The sequence below is a fragment of the Microcoleus sp. AT8-B5 genome (genome assembly GCF_036705565.1).
Lineage (GTDB): Bacteria > Cyanobacteriota > Cyanobacteriia > Cyanobacteriales > Microcoleaceae > Microcoleus.
This window is the reverse complement of record NZ_JAUBUY010000015.1, coordinates 129,589-145,503: the sequence shown is the minus strand read 5'-3', so window position 1 is coordinate 145,503 and position 15,915 is coordinate 129,589. Positions and strand designations below refer to the sequence as shown.

Sequence of the window (15,915 nt, the reverse complement as noted above, 5' to 3'; positions counted from 1 at the left end):
GGATGTAAGTCGATCTGGTAAAACTTCGGTTTTGTTGGACGCCCCGCCCCGTTGAATCAGGAAGCCAGCGCTGTACCCCTTAAGTGGTCAGCGTCTGGTAGTTCACAATCCAAACATCAAGTCATCGACTATTAGCTGACCGTCAAAAGCGTAAAAAGTAATTTTATGAATATTCGGAGCTTTTACGCGCAGGGGAGTCCTAGGGTCGATCGGAGAATTAGACCCCACCAGATTGGGCGCCGGCATTTCATCCTGAACTATTGGGTTGCCGTCAATGTCACAAGCAGATAAAACAGTTCGTCGCGAACTGGTGACAAGTCCTGACACCCAGCGAACTGGATACTTAAAAGTTACTTCTATCAGTCCGCTTTTGGGGGCCCCCATTAACACTGTTGCCCCAGAACCTGTGAAAAATGCTGGGTTTGAAGGTTGGATGGCGACGGCATTGCTAAAAGTCACCCCCCAATGTGCAAACTGGTGTTCTACTACTTCAAAGCATTTCAAGTCTTCTAAAGCTACCCGGACGATCGCAGGTACCGTGGCGCGCGATCGCACCTCTGACCCTGCGCCTGAGCGTTCTGGAGTGGCGACAACAGACTTTTTGCCGTTTAAATCCATGCTTCGACAGGCTGTGTCAAACTCTGCCAACCCGTCAGATTGAAGACTTTTCGCATCAACCATAAAACCCTCGCGATCCCTTTTTCTGAGCAGTTGCATTTTAGTAGACCTCCCTGAGATTAGTTATTTCTTGTGTTTTGGAATTGATAACGGCGAGGCCCGTGATTGCCAAACCTGCAATTAGGAATCGAAACCCCATTGCCCGCCCTCCAACAAAGACTTTCGACCTCAAAAGCCACTGCTCCGCAAAATATCGTGATTAATGATTTGTGATTGGCGAGCGTCGGCCAACCTGCCGCCTGCCTGAAAGCGAGTTCTAATAGTCCTCCTTTCCGAGCGCCTGCTTTCGGGGTTAGCGAACAGACTCTATTTTGTTGAGGGGTCTCACCCATCATTTTGCTATTATCTCCGATCGGCGGTAGTTTGCAACAGTAAGGATAACTACACAGCCGAATTGCCCAAATCGCAAAACTTACTTGCTGTCTGTAGTTTCACGCTTCACCTGTACTAAAATAGATTTAAATCATTACTCAATCTTTACAAAAACGCCACCAGCTTTGCAAGTTTTTTAAACAAAGACGGGGCGACGGAAAAGAATCTAAAATATAACAGCGATTAAGGTTAGTTTATGCTTGTACCCCTCGGCTTCGGTCAGCGATCAATAGTTACTTCTCTCGGCAGAATGGTTTACTACACTGCTGAAAAAATGCCTTGGATGGGGTTGCCGACCTCAACTTCGGAAAATAAGCCGAACTTAGTATTTTTTCACGGTTTTGGCGGCGGGTCGAGTGCCTACGAATGGTCAAAAGTTTATCCGGCTTTTGCCGCAGAATATCGAATTTTAGCACCGGATTTAATCGGTTGGGGGCGATCGGAACATCCGGCAAGAAATTATCAGGTGGAAGATTATATCACAACTTTGATCGAATTTCTCGAAAAAACTTGCGGCAGTCCGACAGAGGTGATTGCTTCTTCGCTAACAGGGGCGATCGCGATTCGAGCTGCGATCGCACGGCCGGATCTCTTCAAATCCCTAATTTTGACCATACCCAGCGGTTTGTCGGACTTCGGACAAGACTACGGCAGCAGTTTCTTCGCTAAGCTAGTCAACACGCCGATTTTAGATCGCTTGCTCTACAGTACCGGAATCGCCACAGACGGCGGCATCCGTAACTTCCTAGAACAGCGCCAATTTGCAGATTCGCGTCGCGTTTACCAAGAAATTGTTGATGCTTACCTCCAATCTGCTTTGGAACCAAATGCAGAATATGCAGCCCTGTCTTTTGTGCGGGGAGATTTGTGCTTTGACTTGTCGCTGTACATCACTCAGCTAACAACGCCGACAGCGATTATTTGGGGAGAAAAATCGCAGTTTACCGGGCCCGATATCGGCCAGCGGTTGGCAAACCTCAACCCCGAAGCAATCAAAGTTTTTCAACCTCTGGAAAACGTAGGTTTGACTCCGCAGTTAGAAATTCCCGCTGTCACGATTGGCTTAATTAGGCAATACTTAAAATTGCTTTCGGAAGGGTAAAGAAGTTCGGCAACGGATTTTGTAACGGATGTAACGGATGTCACGGATAGAGGTTCCTGGATCGAGGGAAGAAGGAAGATTAATTCCCCACAACCCATAGATGTCAACTTAATCCTAAAGACGGCTGTATCTCTCGTTTATATCCAAGTCTAGATCCCCCTAAATCCCCCTTAATAAGGGGGACTTTGACAATAATCTTGCCCCCCCCTTTCTTAAGGGGGGCTAGGGGGGATCTATACTCTGCTAGAAGCGAGATTTCTCATGAATTTTAGTCTGAATTTGACACCAATGACTAATGACTAATGACTACTGACTACTAATTATTCTTTTACTCGCACGTCGATAACGCTGGCGTTGAAAATGTACTTGTTGCCTTCAAGCTCTAGCGTAGTGCCAATTTTGACTTTCGTATTACCTAAAACCGGGCCATTTTCAGTAAGTTGACCTTTTCCCTCTAAGGTAAACATCATATTTCTGCTGAAGGCTTCTTCTTCTCTGGGATCGGGGAGAGCTTTCAGAGTGCCGTTGGGCTGAGGAACTGCTAGGGTTCTGGTGAGAGTTTTGACCGATTTGATGGTAATCTGACCGGACGGTTGATTGCGGATCACCACATTGATTTTATCACCTGTTTTGAACAACTCTGGAACGTTTGTTCCTTTGAGACCGATCGCAATTGCATCAATCTCTACAGGTTTGATACTGGTGCCGACTTGGGCGACGGAACCGCCAGAAGTGCCGGGAAAGAAAAAGATTCCGACTGCAACTAGCAGTACGATCAGAGCGGCAGCTACGTCTAGAATGCTGAGTTTGCCGAACAGTCGGCCTTGAGAATCTAAAATTTTCATAAATCGCCTATTATACTGATAGCGACAGGAGTATGTTTACAAGCTCAGGACTTACACAGAAATCGATGAAAAACAGATGCTGTGATTGCTTGGCTACCGCTGGCAATGACATACTTTATTGATGCGTAAGTCCTGAAGCTAAAAGATATTACCACAACGATCGCCCCAAATCCGCATGACTGGGCCACTTAACCCGGAAGGCCGTTGACGGCGGTTGGTTGGCCGTGGGTCGATCGCCCAGAAGCTGGTGGCGCGGTTAAAAATTGACAAAAAGCTAGAATAGCAACTAAGCAGCCTCAAATTACGTCTGCCTATTGAGTGACTTTTCGAGTTTTTCCTCAAATTTTATCTAACTTCTCCCACGTATCAATCATGTTAAAAAGTTTTTGGTTGACTTGCCGGCGTACTTGTGGCCGGGGGATTTATCTGTTTCTGTCCCTGATGGTGGCTGCGGGTATCTGGGTGGTTTCCCCGGAACCGACTCAAGCATTTTCTTTGCCCGAACTTATTTTTCGAGGCATTCAAGTTATTCAATTGTCGAATATGTCCGATCGCCAAGAGGTGACTATTGGCCGACAAATTAATCAGCAGTTAACCAGGAGCCAGTTTAAGATTGACCGCGATCGGGACACTACAGAATATATTAACCGTATCGGTCAACGACTCGCTCAAGAAAGCACTCGCCCCAATATTCCTTATACTTTTCAAGTGATTGACGACGACGCGATTAATGCTTTTGCAACTATGGGCGGTTTTGTTTATGTGAATAAAGGCTTGATGACAGCGGCGGACAATGAGGCAGAATTGGCAAGTGTGATCGCCCACGAAATCGCTCACATTAATGCTCGCCACGCGATTCAACAAATGCGTCAAATGGCCATCGCTTCAGGCGTAGCTTCCGCCACTGGGCTCGATCGATCTCAGGCGGTTCAGATTGGGGTGGAATTGGCTTTGCGCCGTCCCCACAGTCGCCAAGCTGAGTATGAAGCCGATCAGTTGGGATTGCAAACTATGGGGCGAGCAGGCTACGCTCAATCTGGGATGGTTGATTTTATGAAAAAGTTGCTCAACAAGCCTTCTCCTCCTAGCATTTTGAGCACTCACCCGGCAACTGGCGATCGTATTGCTGCTATTTCACAGGCGATAGATCCGGATCTTGCTAGCGGTGAAGGTTTGAATAATGAGGATTACAGGCTAGAAATCCGCAGGCTTTTAGGTTCGTAGAAATTCTCAATCTGTCAGGGGCTCTATTGTTTTCTCTTCTCTTTTCTTCTCTTTTCTTACTTCGCGCTCTTCGCGCCTTCGCGGTTCGTTAAAAAATAAATCCAGTTATATCATGTCCCATGGATTAACCATAATAGCCCGGTCGGGGCGGGTTTTTGAGATTGTCAATTATTGGCACGTATTGTTGGCTCACGGGCCCCTACAAAAATCGCGGTTCCTCCACCGGACATGATATTACTAGGGTACGTCAGAAGCAGGTTAATTTCGATTTAATTGATCGAACTTAAACTGACGCACCCTAAAACTACAAATTGATTTAACACTCCTGTGGAACAACATAATCGATCGCAGCTTGGGGGGGTGGAATCGGCTGCGGCTTCAATTGCCGGACAACTTCGTCAAAGGGCAAAATTCGGACTTGATTGTTAAATACATTTACTTGATAAACTCTGCGGTAGCTGAGGTCAAATCCTGTCAGCCAGCCGCTTTTGGGATGATAAGCACCCGTGTCAATATCCAACCACCCTTCGCCCCTGACTAATTCGCCCGGTCTGACCCCATGAAAGGTAAAGGTGATCGTGTGACCGGTGATAATTAATTTATTGGGAAAATAGGGTTTCGACATGGTGTGAAATTCCCTGCGAATCCAACACAGTTGTTCGATCGACTGTTCATCGAGCGACAGATGGGGGTCAACGCCGGCGTGAACCAGCCAGATGTCCCCTAAGTCCAGGTGCGTGGGGAGCGATCGCAGCCACTCTAAGTGTTTATACGGCATCATCCCTGTATCTCTGTAGCTCGCTACTGTCGCATCGCCACCACTGTATAGCCAAGATTGCCACGCTCGCATATCCATCGGCGTTCCCGACAAAGCCTCCAGCATCAGTTGTTCGTGGTTGCCCAACAGAGTGTGGTAGGGGCTTTGCTGCACAAAATCTAATACCTGAGCGCTTTTGGGGCCACGATCGATTAAGTCTCCTAAAAAATAGACGCGATCGTCCAAGCCGGGGGCAAGTGCCTCTAGCAGGGTCATTAACCCGTCGTAATGCCCGTGTACGTCCCCGATAACAATGCGCCGATGCTCCATTGTGTTTATCCGCTTCCCTGACTCAAAAGCCCCATCTCTAGCTTATAGCATCTGATTTTGCTGTTATTTGCCTCCCCTCTTTTACGGTGGAGGGGTGTCACCCATTATAGTGCTTTTTATAAAGATTCTGTAAAGCTCACCAGTACCTGTTTGCGTAGCTACTGATATAAACACAGGCAAGCTGCTAATTCTGCTTCTGCAACTGCTGTTACTGAGGCAAAGCTTTGAGTTATTTCACGCTTTAGGGTGCATCAGCGATTAGCCGACGGATTAAGTCGAAAATAATCCTAGCTGACACACCGTAAAATACGATCGAGCCTTAACGATTGTCACTGAGTCAAAGCTTTGAGGAATGTCTGGAGTTCTGCCAAAAAACCTTTCTTTTTTAAGGGTTTGGCAGGTGCGGTGGAATCAGGATCGGCGCTTGGGAGAGAACCGGCTAAAATCCGCTCTAAATCGTCTCCGACAGGTTTTTGGGCGGTTTCAGAAATTAGTTGGTATTCGTCGTTTGTTTCCAGCCAGACTTGCCACGATTGGGGGTAGCAGCGGAATAAAGCAGCAGTGTCGAGGGGTCTGATATAGTAGCAGGATTCAATTTTGCTGAGGAATCGATCGCGCAATTGGCGGCCCGCATAGCCTATACCTATGGTGGCAACATCTTCCAGACGCGGGTTGAGTAGAATTACGGGGCGACCGGCCGCAGCTATATAAATTTTTTCGACTTGGGCAACTTCTACGGCTGCTGGATTGATCAAAATGAAAAGTTGATCTTCCGGTGATATTTTATCTTCAACAGGGGTGCGACTGCTACCCAAATCAGTGACTTTAAACGGTGTTTCTCCCCAGTCGCGGCGCGCGAGGGCTGCCGCACCGGTGTCGGGAAAAAAGACTTTTACTCCGGGGTATATTTCCTCAAATTCTGGGAGAAATTGTAGGGTGATAGACTGTGCTTGCAGGGCGATTTCTGGAAATACTAATTCGACTTGCAGTAGAGTTTTGCCGTCCGAGAGGGCAGCGGCGGTGGCAATGCGGGATTGGGCGATCGCCTCGTTGAGATCCTTGGGCAGTTCTGTCATTAATTTAATTGTTTTTACTCGACTTCTCTCAATCTAATTTTACCTGAGATATTGCACCATTTTCAATTACTTGTTTAGGAACAGGCTTTTCGGCCTGTTCCACAAAGAGTGAATTTTCTTGTGGAACGGGCATCTTGCCCGTTCTTGAGCATAGTACAAGATGTAAGTTTTACCGCATTAAGCAACAAAAGCTAACACCGATACAGGCGAACCGGAACCTCCCAAAAGACGCAATATTCCGATAACTAAAGTGATTTCAGCCGCAGGTAACAAGTCGAGATTTGCTAGATTTTCCAGCACTATTCGTTGCTTTTCCAATACCAATTTGTTAACCGCAAAACTTTCATCTCGCCCGGTATCGACTCCGTGGGTGTCGGTGCCAATTCCCGCGATAGAGCGTTCTTCTAGCAAAAATTGAGTTGCTGCTTTGCCAAATCCCGGAAAGTGGCAAATTCCGCGATCGTCTCGGTTGAAAAATGCTTTCTCGTCATCCCATTTTTCTTGCCAGCCAGTATACAATAAAACTAGATTTCCCGGTTCTATAAGTTTGTGCTGCCGTTCCCAAGTCAATATATCATCAATTGTTAAAGTGTAGTCGGGATTGGCAAGACTTTGCTCTCGGATGTCGATCGCAATTGCCGGCACAACGAGCGACTGCGGGGAATAATTATCAATGCTGGCGCCTCCTGCATAAAAGCTGTTGGGTGCGTTAATGTGAGTGCCGCTGTGTTCGCCCATCGAAAATTTTCGCAGGAAATACCCGTCTGTTTCTATTTGAGATACTGTGGCAATTTCTGTCGCTGGATCTCCTGGCCAAATGGGAATATTTGGGTGAATTGAATGGGTTAAGTCTACAATTGTGCTATAGGCGATCGTTTTGAGATTATTGGAGTTTAATTGGTCTGTCATCAGGTAAAATATATCTATTATTTATTAAACACAGTTTATTCAATTCTAAAATCTAAAATCTAAAATCTAAAATCTAAAATCTAAAATCGATTGACCGTCTGCACTCTCAATCTAAAATCTAAAATCTAAAATCTAAAATTCGATTAGTCGATCGAGGGTTGCTTCCATCACATCCTTTGTTTGCCCGGAAACAGTATACACCAAAGCTTCTCGATAAACTCTCCCCGCCGGGTGTACCGCACCGTTAGCAGCACCGCTAGAAACTGCTACCGCAGCGTGTCCGCAACGCACGGCTAAATCAATGGCTTGAGCTCGCAGCGCTAATTGTTCTGCTTTCGAGCTATGTTGAGATTGTGGGAAATTCTGTTTTAGCCGATCGAGCTTTTGCTCTAGTTTTTGGTAAGCCGCCGTTATAAAAGGTGAATTCTTAGCAGCCCCGGCGGCTGCAATTACATCCAATGCTGCTCGAATACAGCCAAAAGTAGCCGGAACAAAATTCAGTATATTTTTGGTGTCGTTTTCCGCAATCCAGCCGACAGGTTTAATTGAAATTATTTCCGATTCATGCAGCAACCAATTATCGAGAGTTGCTGTCACAGTATTAGTCGAGTTCATGGCGATTAACTGCATGATTTCGCTACAAGCTATTTTACCATATTCGCCTTCAATATTGGCAAAAGGCACTAAACCGAAAACAGCGCGTTCGTCAGGAAGTACCGCCGCTACAATAAACTTTTGAAACAAGCGAAAACCTGTTACCCAAGGAACTTTTCCTGACAGTAAATAGCCCGCTTTTGTGGGAGTTGCGGTGACGGCAGGATTGCCCGATCGCCTTAAATGCGAAAACCCAATACCCAAGCGTAACTCTTTTTGGGCGATCGCGGGCAAGTATCTGCTTTTTAGCATTTCATTGTCGCTGTTGGCAATCATCCCAGTTGCGCTGTGGTGCTGAGTTTGCAGGAAAGACAAAGCGCCGGAATATCGAGCCGTCAATTCCTGATATTTGTAAAAAATCTCGGGTGCAATTTCGGCACCGCCCCATTTTTGGGGAACTCGCAATGCTAAGAGCGATCGATCTTCCAATCCCGCAAATGCTGTTTCTAGCGCTTCCGAGTCGCTGTCGATAATTTCCGCGTGGGGTGAAACGCACTTTTGCAGGTAACTTTCTGTGCTGTTGAGAATATATGGGGAATCCATTTTATATAATTATTTTATAGCTGTTTTTCTCTAAATCATTGTGAACCAGCCTAAAAATCTGCCCTCAAACTAACTTATTTACTCACATTTTGCACCAGTCTCTAGAACAGGCTCTCCGGCCTGTTCCACAAAAAGTAAATTTGTTGTGGAACGGGCAGGATAGCCCGTTCATAAAAGGCTTACTGAGAATACCCAAAACTAATTTATTTCCACATTTTCCAAGGAGCCTTTCCTTCATCCCAAAGTTCGTTTAAATACTTGTATTCTCGATAAGTATCCATCGCAAAGAAGAAGCCATCATGACGGTAAGCCATCAACTGTCCGTCTGCTGCTAAACGCTGCATCGGCTCCTGTTCTAAAATACAATCATCTCCCCCCAAATACTCAAATACCCGGCGGTTAAATATCATATATCCAACACTGATCCAGCCATCTATTTGAGGTTTTTCAGAAAACTGTACTACGCGGCTATCGCTGTCTACATCCAAAATTCCAAAGCGAGAAATCGGACGGAATGTGGTGACAGTTGCCAGCTTACCATGAGACTTGTGGAAATCGACTAAAGCCTCAATATTGACATCAGCTACTCCATCGCCGTATGTCACCATGAAATTCTCGCGATCTATATATTTTTCTATCCGTTTGACCCGCCCTCCTGTCATGCTTTCCGCGCCAGTTTCAGCCAGTGTCACCTGAAAATCTTGTTCGAGATGTTCCTCGTGATAAGTGATCGTATTTTGCCGTCCCAGACAGATAGTAAAGTCATTGTTCATGGCTTCATAATTAAGGAAATATTCTTTAATCATGTTGCCGCGATAGCCCAAGCACACAATAAAGTTTTGGAAACCGAAGTGTGCATATATCTTCATGATGTGCCAAATAATTGGATGTCCCCCCACCTCCACTAAGGGTTTGGGACGAAATTCTGTTTCTTCTCTGAGACGAGTACCGAGACCACCTGCTAGGATAACTACTTGCATTTTTTTTATTTTTAAAAGATGATCAATTAATTTATCATCAATAATCAGGGATTTATTCAAAGAATTATTAACTTTTTCTCATAGTGAGTGAAGCTTTGTCAACCCCAGAAATCACGAATTATTATAAATAATCGTAGGGTGATCCGTGGACACCGTGTATTTAGTAATAATCCTAGGGTGTTCCGTGCACACCATGTATTTAAATGCTGCGCGCAATTTCTAACTAACAGTAGGGTGGGTACTGCGGACAGTATATTTGAATACAGCGCGCAATTTCTAACTTAGGAATGGTAGATTAGGAAATAGACAAAAAAACAGCAAACACCTATACTAAATATAAGAAAGAGATTAAGCAGCAATGAAAAATCAACTCGATCGCCTAAAAAATTTTTTAGGTATCCTCTGTGCGATCGCCTCCATAATTATATTATTCCAATGGGCTATACCTGGTGTTTACGCCACGGTTGTTGCACCGAAAATCTCAACCATACCAGAAACCACCGTAGCTTTTGTACCCAACATACCGGGCGGGGGATTAGAATTTCACGAATCAGCAGGAGGACACACTTTAGAGAGACACGTTGGTAAAACAGAAGCACAACTAGCACAGCGACTCGCAAGCGAAACGAGAATTTCTGCTGCATCTTCTTTTATCGATCGTTCCGTCGCCGAAGCGGCTATTGCAGAAGCAATGAACAGAAATCAAAGTGCGATCGACTCCTGGGTGAAAAGTCGAGGTAATCGTTATACGATCGACTACAATGCCAACAGAATCATTGGTATTACTCTGCGTCGCCGCGCATCCAAAGCAACTTCAACATCTCGCCTGAGAATCGTCCTCCAGCGCAGCGCCAAATTACCTCCCGGATACTTTATTCTCACAGCCTATCCCCAATGATCGATCAATTTCCTCATTTAACCCAATTTTTCAGTTCCTACTTTCACCAAGACTGGCAGTTAGAAGCTGACACTCCCAGCGATGTAGTGAACAACTACCGCAGCAGCGAACCGCCCGCAAGTGTTGAAGCTGCATCGCAAGAGCTCAGCAAACTGCTCGAAATGCCGATCGCCCCCGCCGATTTAGAAGCATTTATCCTCGATGAATTAGGGTGTTACTACGACCCCCAATCCGAAAATCAAACAGTCAGAGAATGGTTGGAATCTGTGCAAAAATCTTTGAATAATCCCAGCTAAACTTTATATATTTGTAAGGACGCGGCAGTGCCCTGTCCCACAATTTGTCTATATATTTGTAAGGACACGGCAGTGCCCAATGCGTGTCAAATTAAGCTTTTCGTCCGCTAGTCCTCGCGCCTACCCGCCAGTCCGCCAGGGAATGAATTCCCTGTCTAATAGTCAAAGTCCTCTAAAAGAGGACTGAATAATTCATTAGTCCTCTTTTAGAGGACTTCAGCTTTGAGGCAGGGGTTTCAACCCCTGTCGGACTATCGGTTTAACGTTAAGTTGACACGACGAAAGGCAGTGCCGTGTCCCTACAATTTGTTCACAATCTAATAGGATTGCTAGCTCACTTGCTAACCGTCAATAAGTAGCCTTCGTGGACGTTGAAATTAGGGATAACATAAGCCAAGCTGCCGCTACCAACCGAAAAACTTTCTTCTTTAACTGTGACAAGCTGTGGCACGGCTCCTTCTTGATTGTTGGGAATCTTTTCTAATTTTAGAGTGATTTTCTGACCTCTTTGAATACCTAGCTGCTCCAAATTGCCGATGGTTAATGTTACCGTTGTTGCTGAGGAAAAATTGGGGTCGAAATAACCTAAAAGTATCTGTGCTTTACCTTCAGGATTGGACTTGCTGGCTAAAGCGACAAGGCGATTGTTATTTGACCAACTCCGCACCCGCGAATTAACTCCGTCAGCATAAGCTTTGTAAGTCCACCAAGCAGCTCTCGGCTCAAAAGTATTAGGCGTGACCATCCCACTCAGCGTATTGTTGAAGCAATTGCTAACTTTATTTGGCCCTTTAGTATCCCAACAAGCTCTGCAAGCACCGTCAGCTTTTGCATACTCTAAGTTATACAAATAACCTAAGATTTCCCCCGGCTGGTACTGCGCTAAGTTGCCGACAATTTCGTTGACGTAAATTTTTTGCAATTTCAGTTCCTTGTAAGAGGGACTTTGCTGAAAATTGCGTTTAGCCTCAATTACGTGATCGTCAACAAATAAGATCATCGTGTCGTTAAGTTCGTGCCACGAGAGGAAATTTACTTCAAGTTTGTTAGCCTTGCAGTAATCCAAAAAAGCGGCGAGATATTCTTTGCTGTAGCGGCCGAGGCTGGGCCCGCCAATCATTGCTGACGGCCCCAATTCTTCCCGCAAAATTTTGTAAGCTCTTTTGTAAGTTTCAAAGAATTGTTCTCTGCTTCCGTTCCAAAATGGATCTTTCCAATCTGGCTCATTCCATACATCCCAAATAATTTTTTTGCCTTTATTTTGCTGGGCTAATTGCCGCACGAATGCTTCCCACGCGGGGTAGTTTTGATAGGGCCAGCCATTGGGATTGCTACCGTAGCCCCACAAGTCGCTGACTACTAACTGAAACTCGGCTCCGCTGGCGATTATGCGATCGTAAATATCGAGTCTCCCCGCCCGCCAAAGTTTGGGCTGCAAGGGTTTAATAGAACTATCCGGCGGCTGGCTAGTATCAATTCCGTGCAGGATGCCACTCATGGAAATTGTACCGGTGGCTGGCTGTCCAAAATCTACTGTAACGTTCGATCGCAGTTGGGCAACAGTTGGTTGCTGTCCCAAATAGGCTATTAACAGAACAGTGACAATAGCTAAACAAATTGGCAGCAGTTTATTAATCCGTGGGAACTTGAATGTAAATTGCATATCTTTTCTTTGGTTGATGTTTTGTGGAATGGGCCGGATATCCCGTTCCTAAGAATGCTACAAGAGCTCTGTTTTAACGAACCGATGAAAACACTTCAAAACCCTGTATTGATTCTATCACTTGTTGCCACGACCGGGAGTTGATCAGCTCGTGGGTATCGAACGTAACGCCTTTTTCGGCTGCGAAAATACCAAAGTTTTTCACCCAATCAAAGATAGTTTCCGTGGTAAAATAAGGTGTGCAGGCCCAAGCAGATTGCAAATTATTCACCATCTCGGACATATCTCCCCGATCGTAAGCCTCCCAAGCTTTCCACACTAAATAATAGTATTTCAGCAGGCTATCCACTTGCTGTAGCTGCTTTTTGAGTTTCGGACTAATAGAGAAACTGTCGCTCTCATCGTCACTTACCAATGCCTGTTCAATTATTTCTCCATATTCCCGAAGCATCCGTTCTTCTTGGAATAGTTCTTCGGCTCGCGCTTTGCACGCTTGTCCTGCAAGTCTACGCGATTCGGGATTTTCTGCCCATATTTCCACCGTTTCTACCAACTCTTTTACTGTTCCTTCTGGGTCGATTGTAGGATCGGGCAGCAACTTTCCCGTATCTCCCAATTCTTCAGGAATCCCGCTGACTGCTGTGGCAATTACGGGCAATCCTTTTGCCATTGCTTCCATAATTGCTAGCGGCATTCCTTCTGCTTGGGAAGATAAAATAAAGATGTCGCTGGCGTCGAGCCAATCGGCAATATCCCAGCGCTGTCCTAAAAATTTAACCTGTTCTTCTACTCCCAATTTGCTCACAGTTGCTCTTAATTCAGGTTCCATATTGTCGTGAGTAGTAGACCCCGGCCCGGCCCAAACAAAGTAAATTTGGGGCCAAATTGGACGATTTTTCAATTGGGCGATCGCCTGCAATTGATACTGATATCCTTTAATTGGAGTCAATCTTGCCGCTGTAAAACAAACGACAGCATTTTCAGGGATTCCTTGTTCTTGACGCAGGCGTTGGCGAGTGGAAAGATTCGGTGACTCAAAATAACTATTTGGTCTGCCATAATAGATTACTTTTCCCCGTTCTAGACGCGCTTTAAATAGACTTTGGAACAAGTTTAAATTCTCGTGGGAAACTGCTACTGCTGCTTTGGCTACAATGTACTGATAGGCAACTGCATCGAAATAGGGAATTTGATCGCCGCGATCGAAGGTTTCATAATTGCGATTGATATAACCCAGACTGATGATGTACGGTATATTTTGCTCGATCGCAACTTGTTTAGCTGCAAAGTTAGCCATCGGCCAGCCGTCACTAAATATAATTAAATCCGGTCTAGCTTGGGCGTAAATCTTTTGAGCATCATCCAAATTGTAAGCTATTCGCAAAAACTCTTTCATCGTGTCGAACTCTAGCCAAATATGTTCGATACCTAGCTGTTTTTGTTCGGTAATTAAAGGATTAGAAGCTTGACTTTGAACGCTGGTTACTCGGTAGCCATCCGCCGCTAATTTACACATCAGCGAGTGGTTGAACTGAGCCAATCCGCCGACTCCTGAGTCTTCTGTGTACAGGAGTACGTGCTGTCTTGGCTGCCGAGAAGTCGAACGGGGAGCCGATTGAAACTGGTAAGGATTGTTAGCTGCGATCGCCACTATGTCTTGCCATTCCTGTAAATTGGTTAAGGCATAGGCATCAAAGTTGTAGCCGTACTGTTCCGAAACCCCCTTAAAAGTTTCCAGCCAATTAAAAACAGTTTCAGTGCCTGTCAAATGAGTGTAATACAGAGATTTTTCCAGACATTCGACCATTTCTGGCAAATATCCGTCGCGGTACATCCGCCATGCTATCCATACGAAACACTTGTAACGTTCCGCCCGTTTCAAGTCGCGGATGTGCTGAGGCAAATCTGGCCGCGCGAAAAATTGCTCCATCAAAATTTCCGTATTTTTCATTAATTTGCAGCCGTTAGACATGATATTGCTGTCGTGCTGACGATAGCAGGTTAATATCTCTTTTAACCAAACTGACTTGCAGCCTTTTAAACCTAAACGTAGCACAAAATCTAAATCTTCGGTTGGCGGCAAGCGATGCTCGAAACCGCCCAAGCGTTCCCACCACTCTCGCCGCAGCATCATGGCGCTAGGACGCACTGATTTGTAGAAAACAAAGGCTTCTAAATCTAATTTTGGTTCTTCTTCCCAAGGCTTTACTCCATAGATGCCTTCCTCGTTTTTGTCAACGATAACCCAACCTGTCTGCACCATATCTAATGTAGGGTCAGCGTCAAAGCAAGCTACTTGTTTTTCTAGTTTTTCTGGTAAGAAGAAGTCGTCAGCATCTAGAAAAGCTAAAAATTCCCCTTTTGCTAATTTGCAAGCACGATTCCGAGCAATTGCTGCTCCTTGGTTATCTTGATAGATGTATTGAATTAAATCGAGGTAAGGTGCTAAAACTTGGCGAGTGTTGTCAGTTGAGCCGTCGTCTACGACGATAATTTCCCAGTTTTGATAAGTCTGGTCAAGAACACTCTCTACGGCTCTGACAATGTAGCGATCGCAGTTGTAAGCCGGGATGATGACACTGACGCGCGATTTTTTTGAAGGAATGATATTAGCCATTAACTGTTTCCATTCTGGTAAGTTTATGAGATAATTTGCATCGATATTGCAGCCGTAGGTGTTAGAAATTTTAGTGATGCGCTTTACCCAATCTGCTATAGTTGCTGTCAGGGAGTACGGGGTATAATCCAAAGATTTTTGCAAATAGTCAGTCATTTCTGCCGGATGGCCACTGTAGTACAGTTGCCACGCCATCCATGTCAGAGCCTCATAAAAAGCAAGCTTTTCTAATTGGCGGATATCCTCTGGTAAGTCTGCTCTACTGAAGAAATTTTGCTTTAATTTAATACAAAGGTTTGCCTGTTTTATCGCTCTCTGGATGGACACATTTTGCCCGTGCTGGCGGTAGCATACTGTCACTTGAGGCAACCAAGCAGCTTCGCAACCAGATAGTGCTAAACGCACAATTAAGTCGGCATCATCTACTGAATCATACTGAGAATCAAAGCCACCGACTCGTTCCAGCCACTGCCGCGAAAACATCATGGCGCTGGGAAGTAGGGGCATATAAACAATCCAGGTTTTTAAGTCTAGCTGAGGCAAGTATTCCCAGGGTGTGACATCGAAAATACTTTCGCCTTGCTCTTTAACCATTCGCCAGCCACTATTAACAATTCCTAGTGATGGCTGAGCGTCAAATAACGCAACTTGTCCAGCTAACTTATCGGACAAGAAAAAGTCATCTTGATCTAAAAAAGCAATTAATTCACATCGGGATTCCTGAATTCCTCGGTTGCGAGCGGCAGCTACTCCTTGGTTTTCCTGATAAACATAGCGAATTTTTTCAACATAAGGCTGCAATGCTTGGCGGGTGTCGTCGGTTGAGCCGTCGTCTACGACGATAATTTCCCAGTTTTTATAGGTTTGGCTGATGACGCTTTCTACCGCTTGCGCGATGTAGCGATATCCATTATATGCTGGAATAATTACACTTACTCGCGGTGTCGGATTTGCTATTGACATGAATTTTA

At 45.3% G+C, this 15,915-nt stretch carries 13 protein-coding genes; 4 read left to right on the top strand and 9 right to left on the bottom strand.

Annotated features, from left to right (window positions below; genetic code table 11):
- Positions 1-102 precede the first annotated feature (102 nt).
- Positions 103-717, bottom strand: a complete 615-nt coding sequence (locus tag QUB39_RS13070) for a hypothetical protein (RefSeq protein WP_333260697.1) — start codon at positions 715-717, stop codon at positions 103-105.
- A 529-nt stretch (positions 718-1,246) separates the two neighbouring features.
- On the opposite strand from QUB39_RS13070, the gene QUB39_RS13065 reads away from it, so the two are divergent.
- Positions 1,247-2,152 carry an alpha/beta hydrolase gene (locus tag QUB39_RS13065; protein WP_333233804.1) on the top strand — a complete coding sequence of 302 codons (906 nt, stop codon included), beginning with the start codon at positions 1,247-1,249 and terminating at the stop codon, positions 2,150-2,152.
- Between the two features lie 320 nt (positions 2,153-2,472).
- Here the strand turns inward: QUB39_RS13065 and QUB39_RS13060 are convergent, their stop codons facing one another.
- Positions 2,473-2,997 carry a DUF4330 domain-containing protein gene (locus tag QUB39_RS13060; RefSeq protein ID WP_333055675.1) on the bottom strand — a complete coding sequence of 175 codons (525 nt, stop codon included), beginning with the start codon at positions 2,995-2,997 and terminating at the stop codon, positions 2,473-2,475.
- A 372-nt stretch (positions 2,998-3,369) separates the two neighbouring features.
- Here QUB39_RS13060 and QUB39_RS13055 point away from each other — a divergent pair, with 372 nt between their 5' ends.
- Positions 3,370-4,221 (top strand): M48 family metallopeptidase, encoded by an 852-nt coding sequence (locus QUB39_RS13055; protein ID WP_333055676.1) that lies wholly within the window; start codon positions 3,370-3,372, stop codon positions 4,219-4,221.
- A 316-nt stretch (positions 4,222-4,537) separates the two neighbouring features.
- Here QUB39_RS13055 and QUB39_RS13050 read toward each other — a convergent pair whose 3' ends face one another.
- From QUB39_RS13050 to rfbF, 5 genes are all read right to left on the bottom strand, one after another.
- Positions 4,538-5,308: a metallophosphoesterase family protein gene (locus QUB39_RS13050; protein WP_333055677.1), complete on the bottom strand. Its 771-nt coding sequence runs from the start codon at positions 5,306-5,308 to the stop codon at positions 4,538-4,540.
- A 329-nt stretch (positions 5,309-5,637) separates the two neighbouring features.
- On the bottom strand, positions 5,638-6,384 hold the full coding sequence (locus QUB39_RS13045) for a DUF1995 family protein (protein ID WP_333055678.1): 747 nt from the start codon (positions 6,382-6,384) through the stop codon (positions 5,638-5,640).
- A 177-nt stretch (positions 6,385-6,561) separates the two neighbouring features.
- A complete protein-coding gene (locus QUB39_RS13040; protein ID WP_333055679.1) occupies positions 6,562-7,293 on the bottom strand; it encodes a cyclase family protein in 732 nt (243 codons plus the stop codon).
- Positions 7,294-7,425: 132 nt separating this feature from the next.
- Positions 7,426-8,490, bottom strand: coding sequence for an acyl-CoA dehydrogenase family protein (locus QUB39_RS13035; protein ID WP_333055680.1), 1,065 nt, complete (start codon positions 8,488-8,490; stop codon positions 7,426-7,428).
- 203 nt (positions 8,491-8,693) lie between these two features.
- Entirely contained in the window at positions 8,694-9,470 is a 777-nt protein-coding gene (gene rfbF, locus QUB39_RS13030) for a glucose-1-phosphate cytidylyltransferase (protein WP_333055681.1), read from the bottom strand.
- Between the two features lie 358 nt (positions 9,471-9,828).
- Between rfbF and QUB39_RS13025 the strand changes: the two genes are divergently transcribed.
- Together QUB39_RS13025 and QUB39_RS13020 are read left to right on the top strand one after the other, a co-directional pair.
- A complete protein-coding gene (locus QUB39_RS13025) occupies positions 9,829-10,368 on the top strand; it encodes an RNase A-like domain-containing protein (RefSeq protein ID WP_333055682.1) in 540 nt (179 codons plus the stop codon).
- The gene (locus QUB39_RS13020; RefSeq protein WP_333055683.1) at positions 10,365-10,664 is read left to right on the top strand and encodes a contact-dependent growth inhibition system immunity protein; all 300 of its coding nucleotides are present in this window, start codon (positions 10,365-10,367) and stop codon (positions 10,662-10,664) included. The genes QUB39_RS13025 and QUB39_RS13020 overlap by 4 nt, the downstream gene beginning before the upstream one ends.
- 334 nt (positions 10,665-10,998) lie before the next feature.
- On the opposite strand, the gene QUB39_RS13015 is transcribed toward QUB39_RS13020, so the two are convergent.
- Positions 10,999-12,327: a GH39 family glycosyl hydrolase gene (locus tag QUB39_RS13015; protein ID WP_333055684.1), complete on the bottom strand. Its 1,329-nt coding sequence runs from the start codon at positions 12,325-12,327 to the stop codon at positions 10,999-11,001.
- 73 nt (positions 12,328-12,400) lie between these two features.
- Positions 12,401-15,907: a glycosyltransferase gene (locus QUB39_RS13010; protein ID WP_333207670.1), complete on the bottom strand. Its 3,507-nt coding sequence runs from the start codon at positions 15,905-15,907 to the stop codon at positions 12,401-12,403.
- Positions 15,908-15,915: the final 8 nt, after the last annotated feature.

Bases quoted from the DNA above. Each gene is read 5' to 3' on its own strand.
- QUB39_RS13070 (WP_333260697.1), bottom strand. From the start codon at position 717: ATGCAACTGCTCAGAAAAAGGGATCGCGAGGGTTTTATGGTTGATGCG.
- QUB39_RS13065 (WP_333233804.1), top strand. From the start codon at position 1,247: ATGCTTGTACCCCTCGGCTTCGGTCAGCGATCAATAGTTACTTCTCTC.
- QUB39_RS13060 (WP_333055675.1), bottom strand. From the start codon at position 2,997: ATGAAAATTTTAGATTCTCAAGGCCGACTGTTCGGCAAACTCAGCATT.
- QUB39_RS13055 (WP_333055676.1), top strand. From the start codon at position 3,370: ATGTTAAAAAGTTTTTGGTTGACTTGCCGGCGTACTTGTGGCCGGGGG.
- QUB39_RS13050 (WP_333055677.1), bottom strand. From the start codon at position 5,308: ATGGAGCATCGGCGCATTGTTATCGGGGACGTACACGGGCATTACGAC.
- QUB39_RS13045 (WP_333055678.1), bottom strand. From the start codon at position 6,384: ATGACAGAACTGCCCAAGGATCTCAACGAGGCGATCGCCCAATCCCGC.
- QUB39_RS13040 (WP_333055679.1), bottom strand. From the start codon at position 7,293: ATGACAGACCAATTAAACTCCAATAATCTCAAAACGATCGCCTATAGC.
- QUB39_RS13035 (WP_333055680.1), bottom strand. From the start codon at position 8,490: ATGGATTCCCCATATATTCTCAACAGCACAGAAAGTTACCTGCAAAAG.
- rfbF (WP_333055681.1), bottom strand. From the start codon at position 9,470: ATGCAAGTAGTTATCCTAGCAGGTGGTCTCGGTACTCGTCTCAGAGAA.
- QUB39_RS13025 (WP_333055682.1), top strand. From the start codon at position 9,829: ATGAAAAATCAACTCGATCGCCTAAAAAATTTTTTAGGTATCCTCTGT.
- QUB39_RS13020 (WP_333055683.1), top strand. From the start codon at position 10,365: ATGATCGATCAATTTCCTCATTTAACCCAATTTTTCAGTTCCTACTTT.
- QUB39_RS13015 (WP_333055684.1), bottom strand. From the start codon at position 12,327: ATGCAATTTACATTCAAGTTCCCACGGATTAATAAACTGCTGCCAATT.
- QUB39_RS13010 (WP_333207670.1), bottom strand. From the start codon at position 15,907: ATGTCAATAGCAAATCCGACACCGCGAGTAAGTGTAATTATTCCAGCA.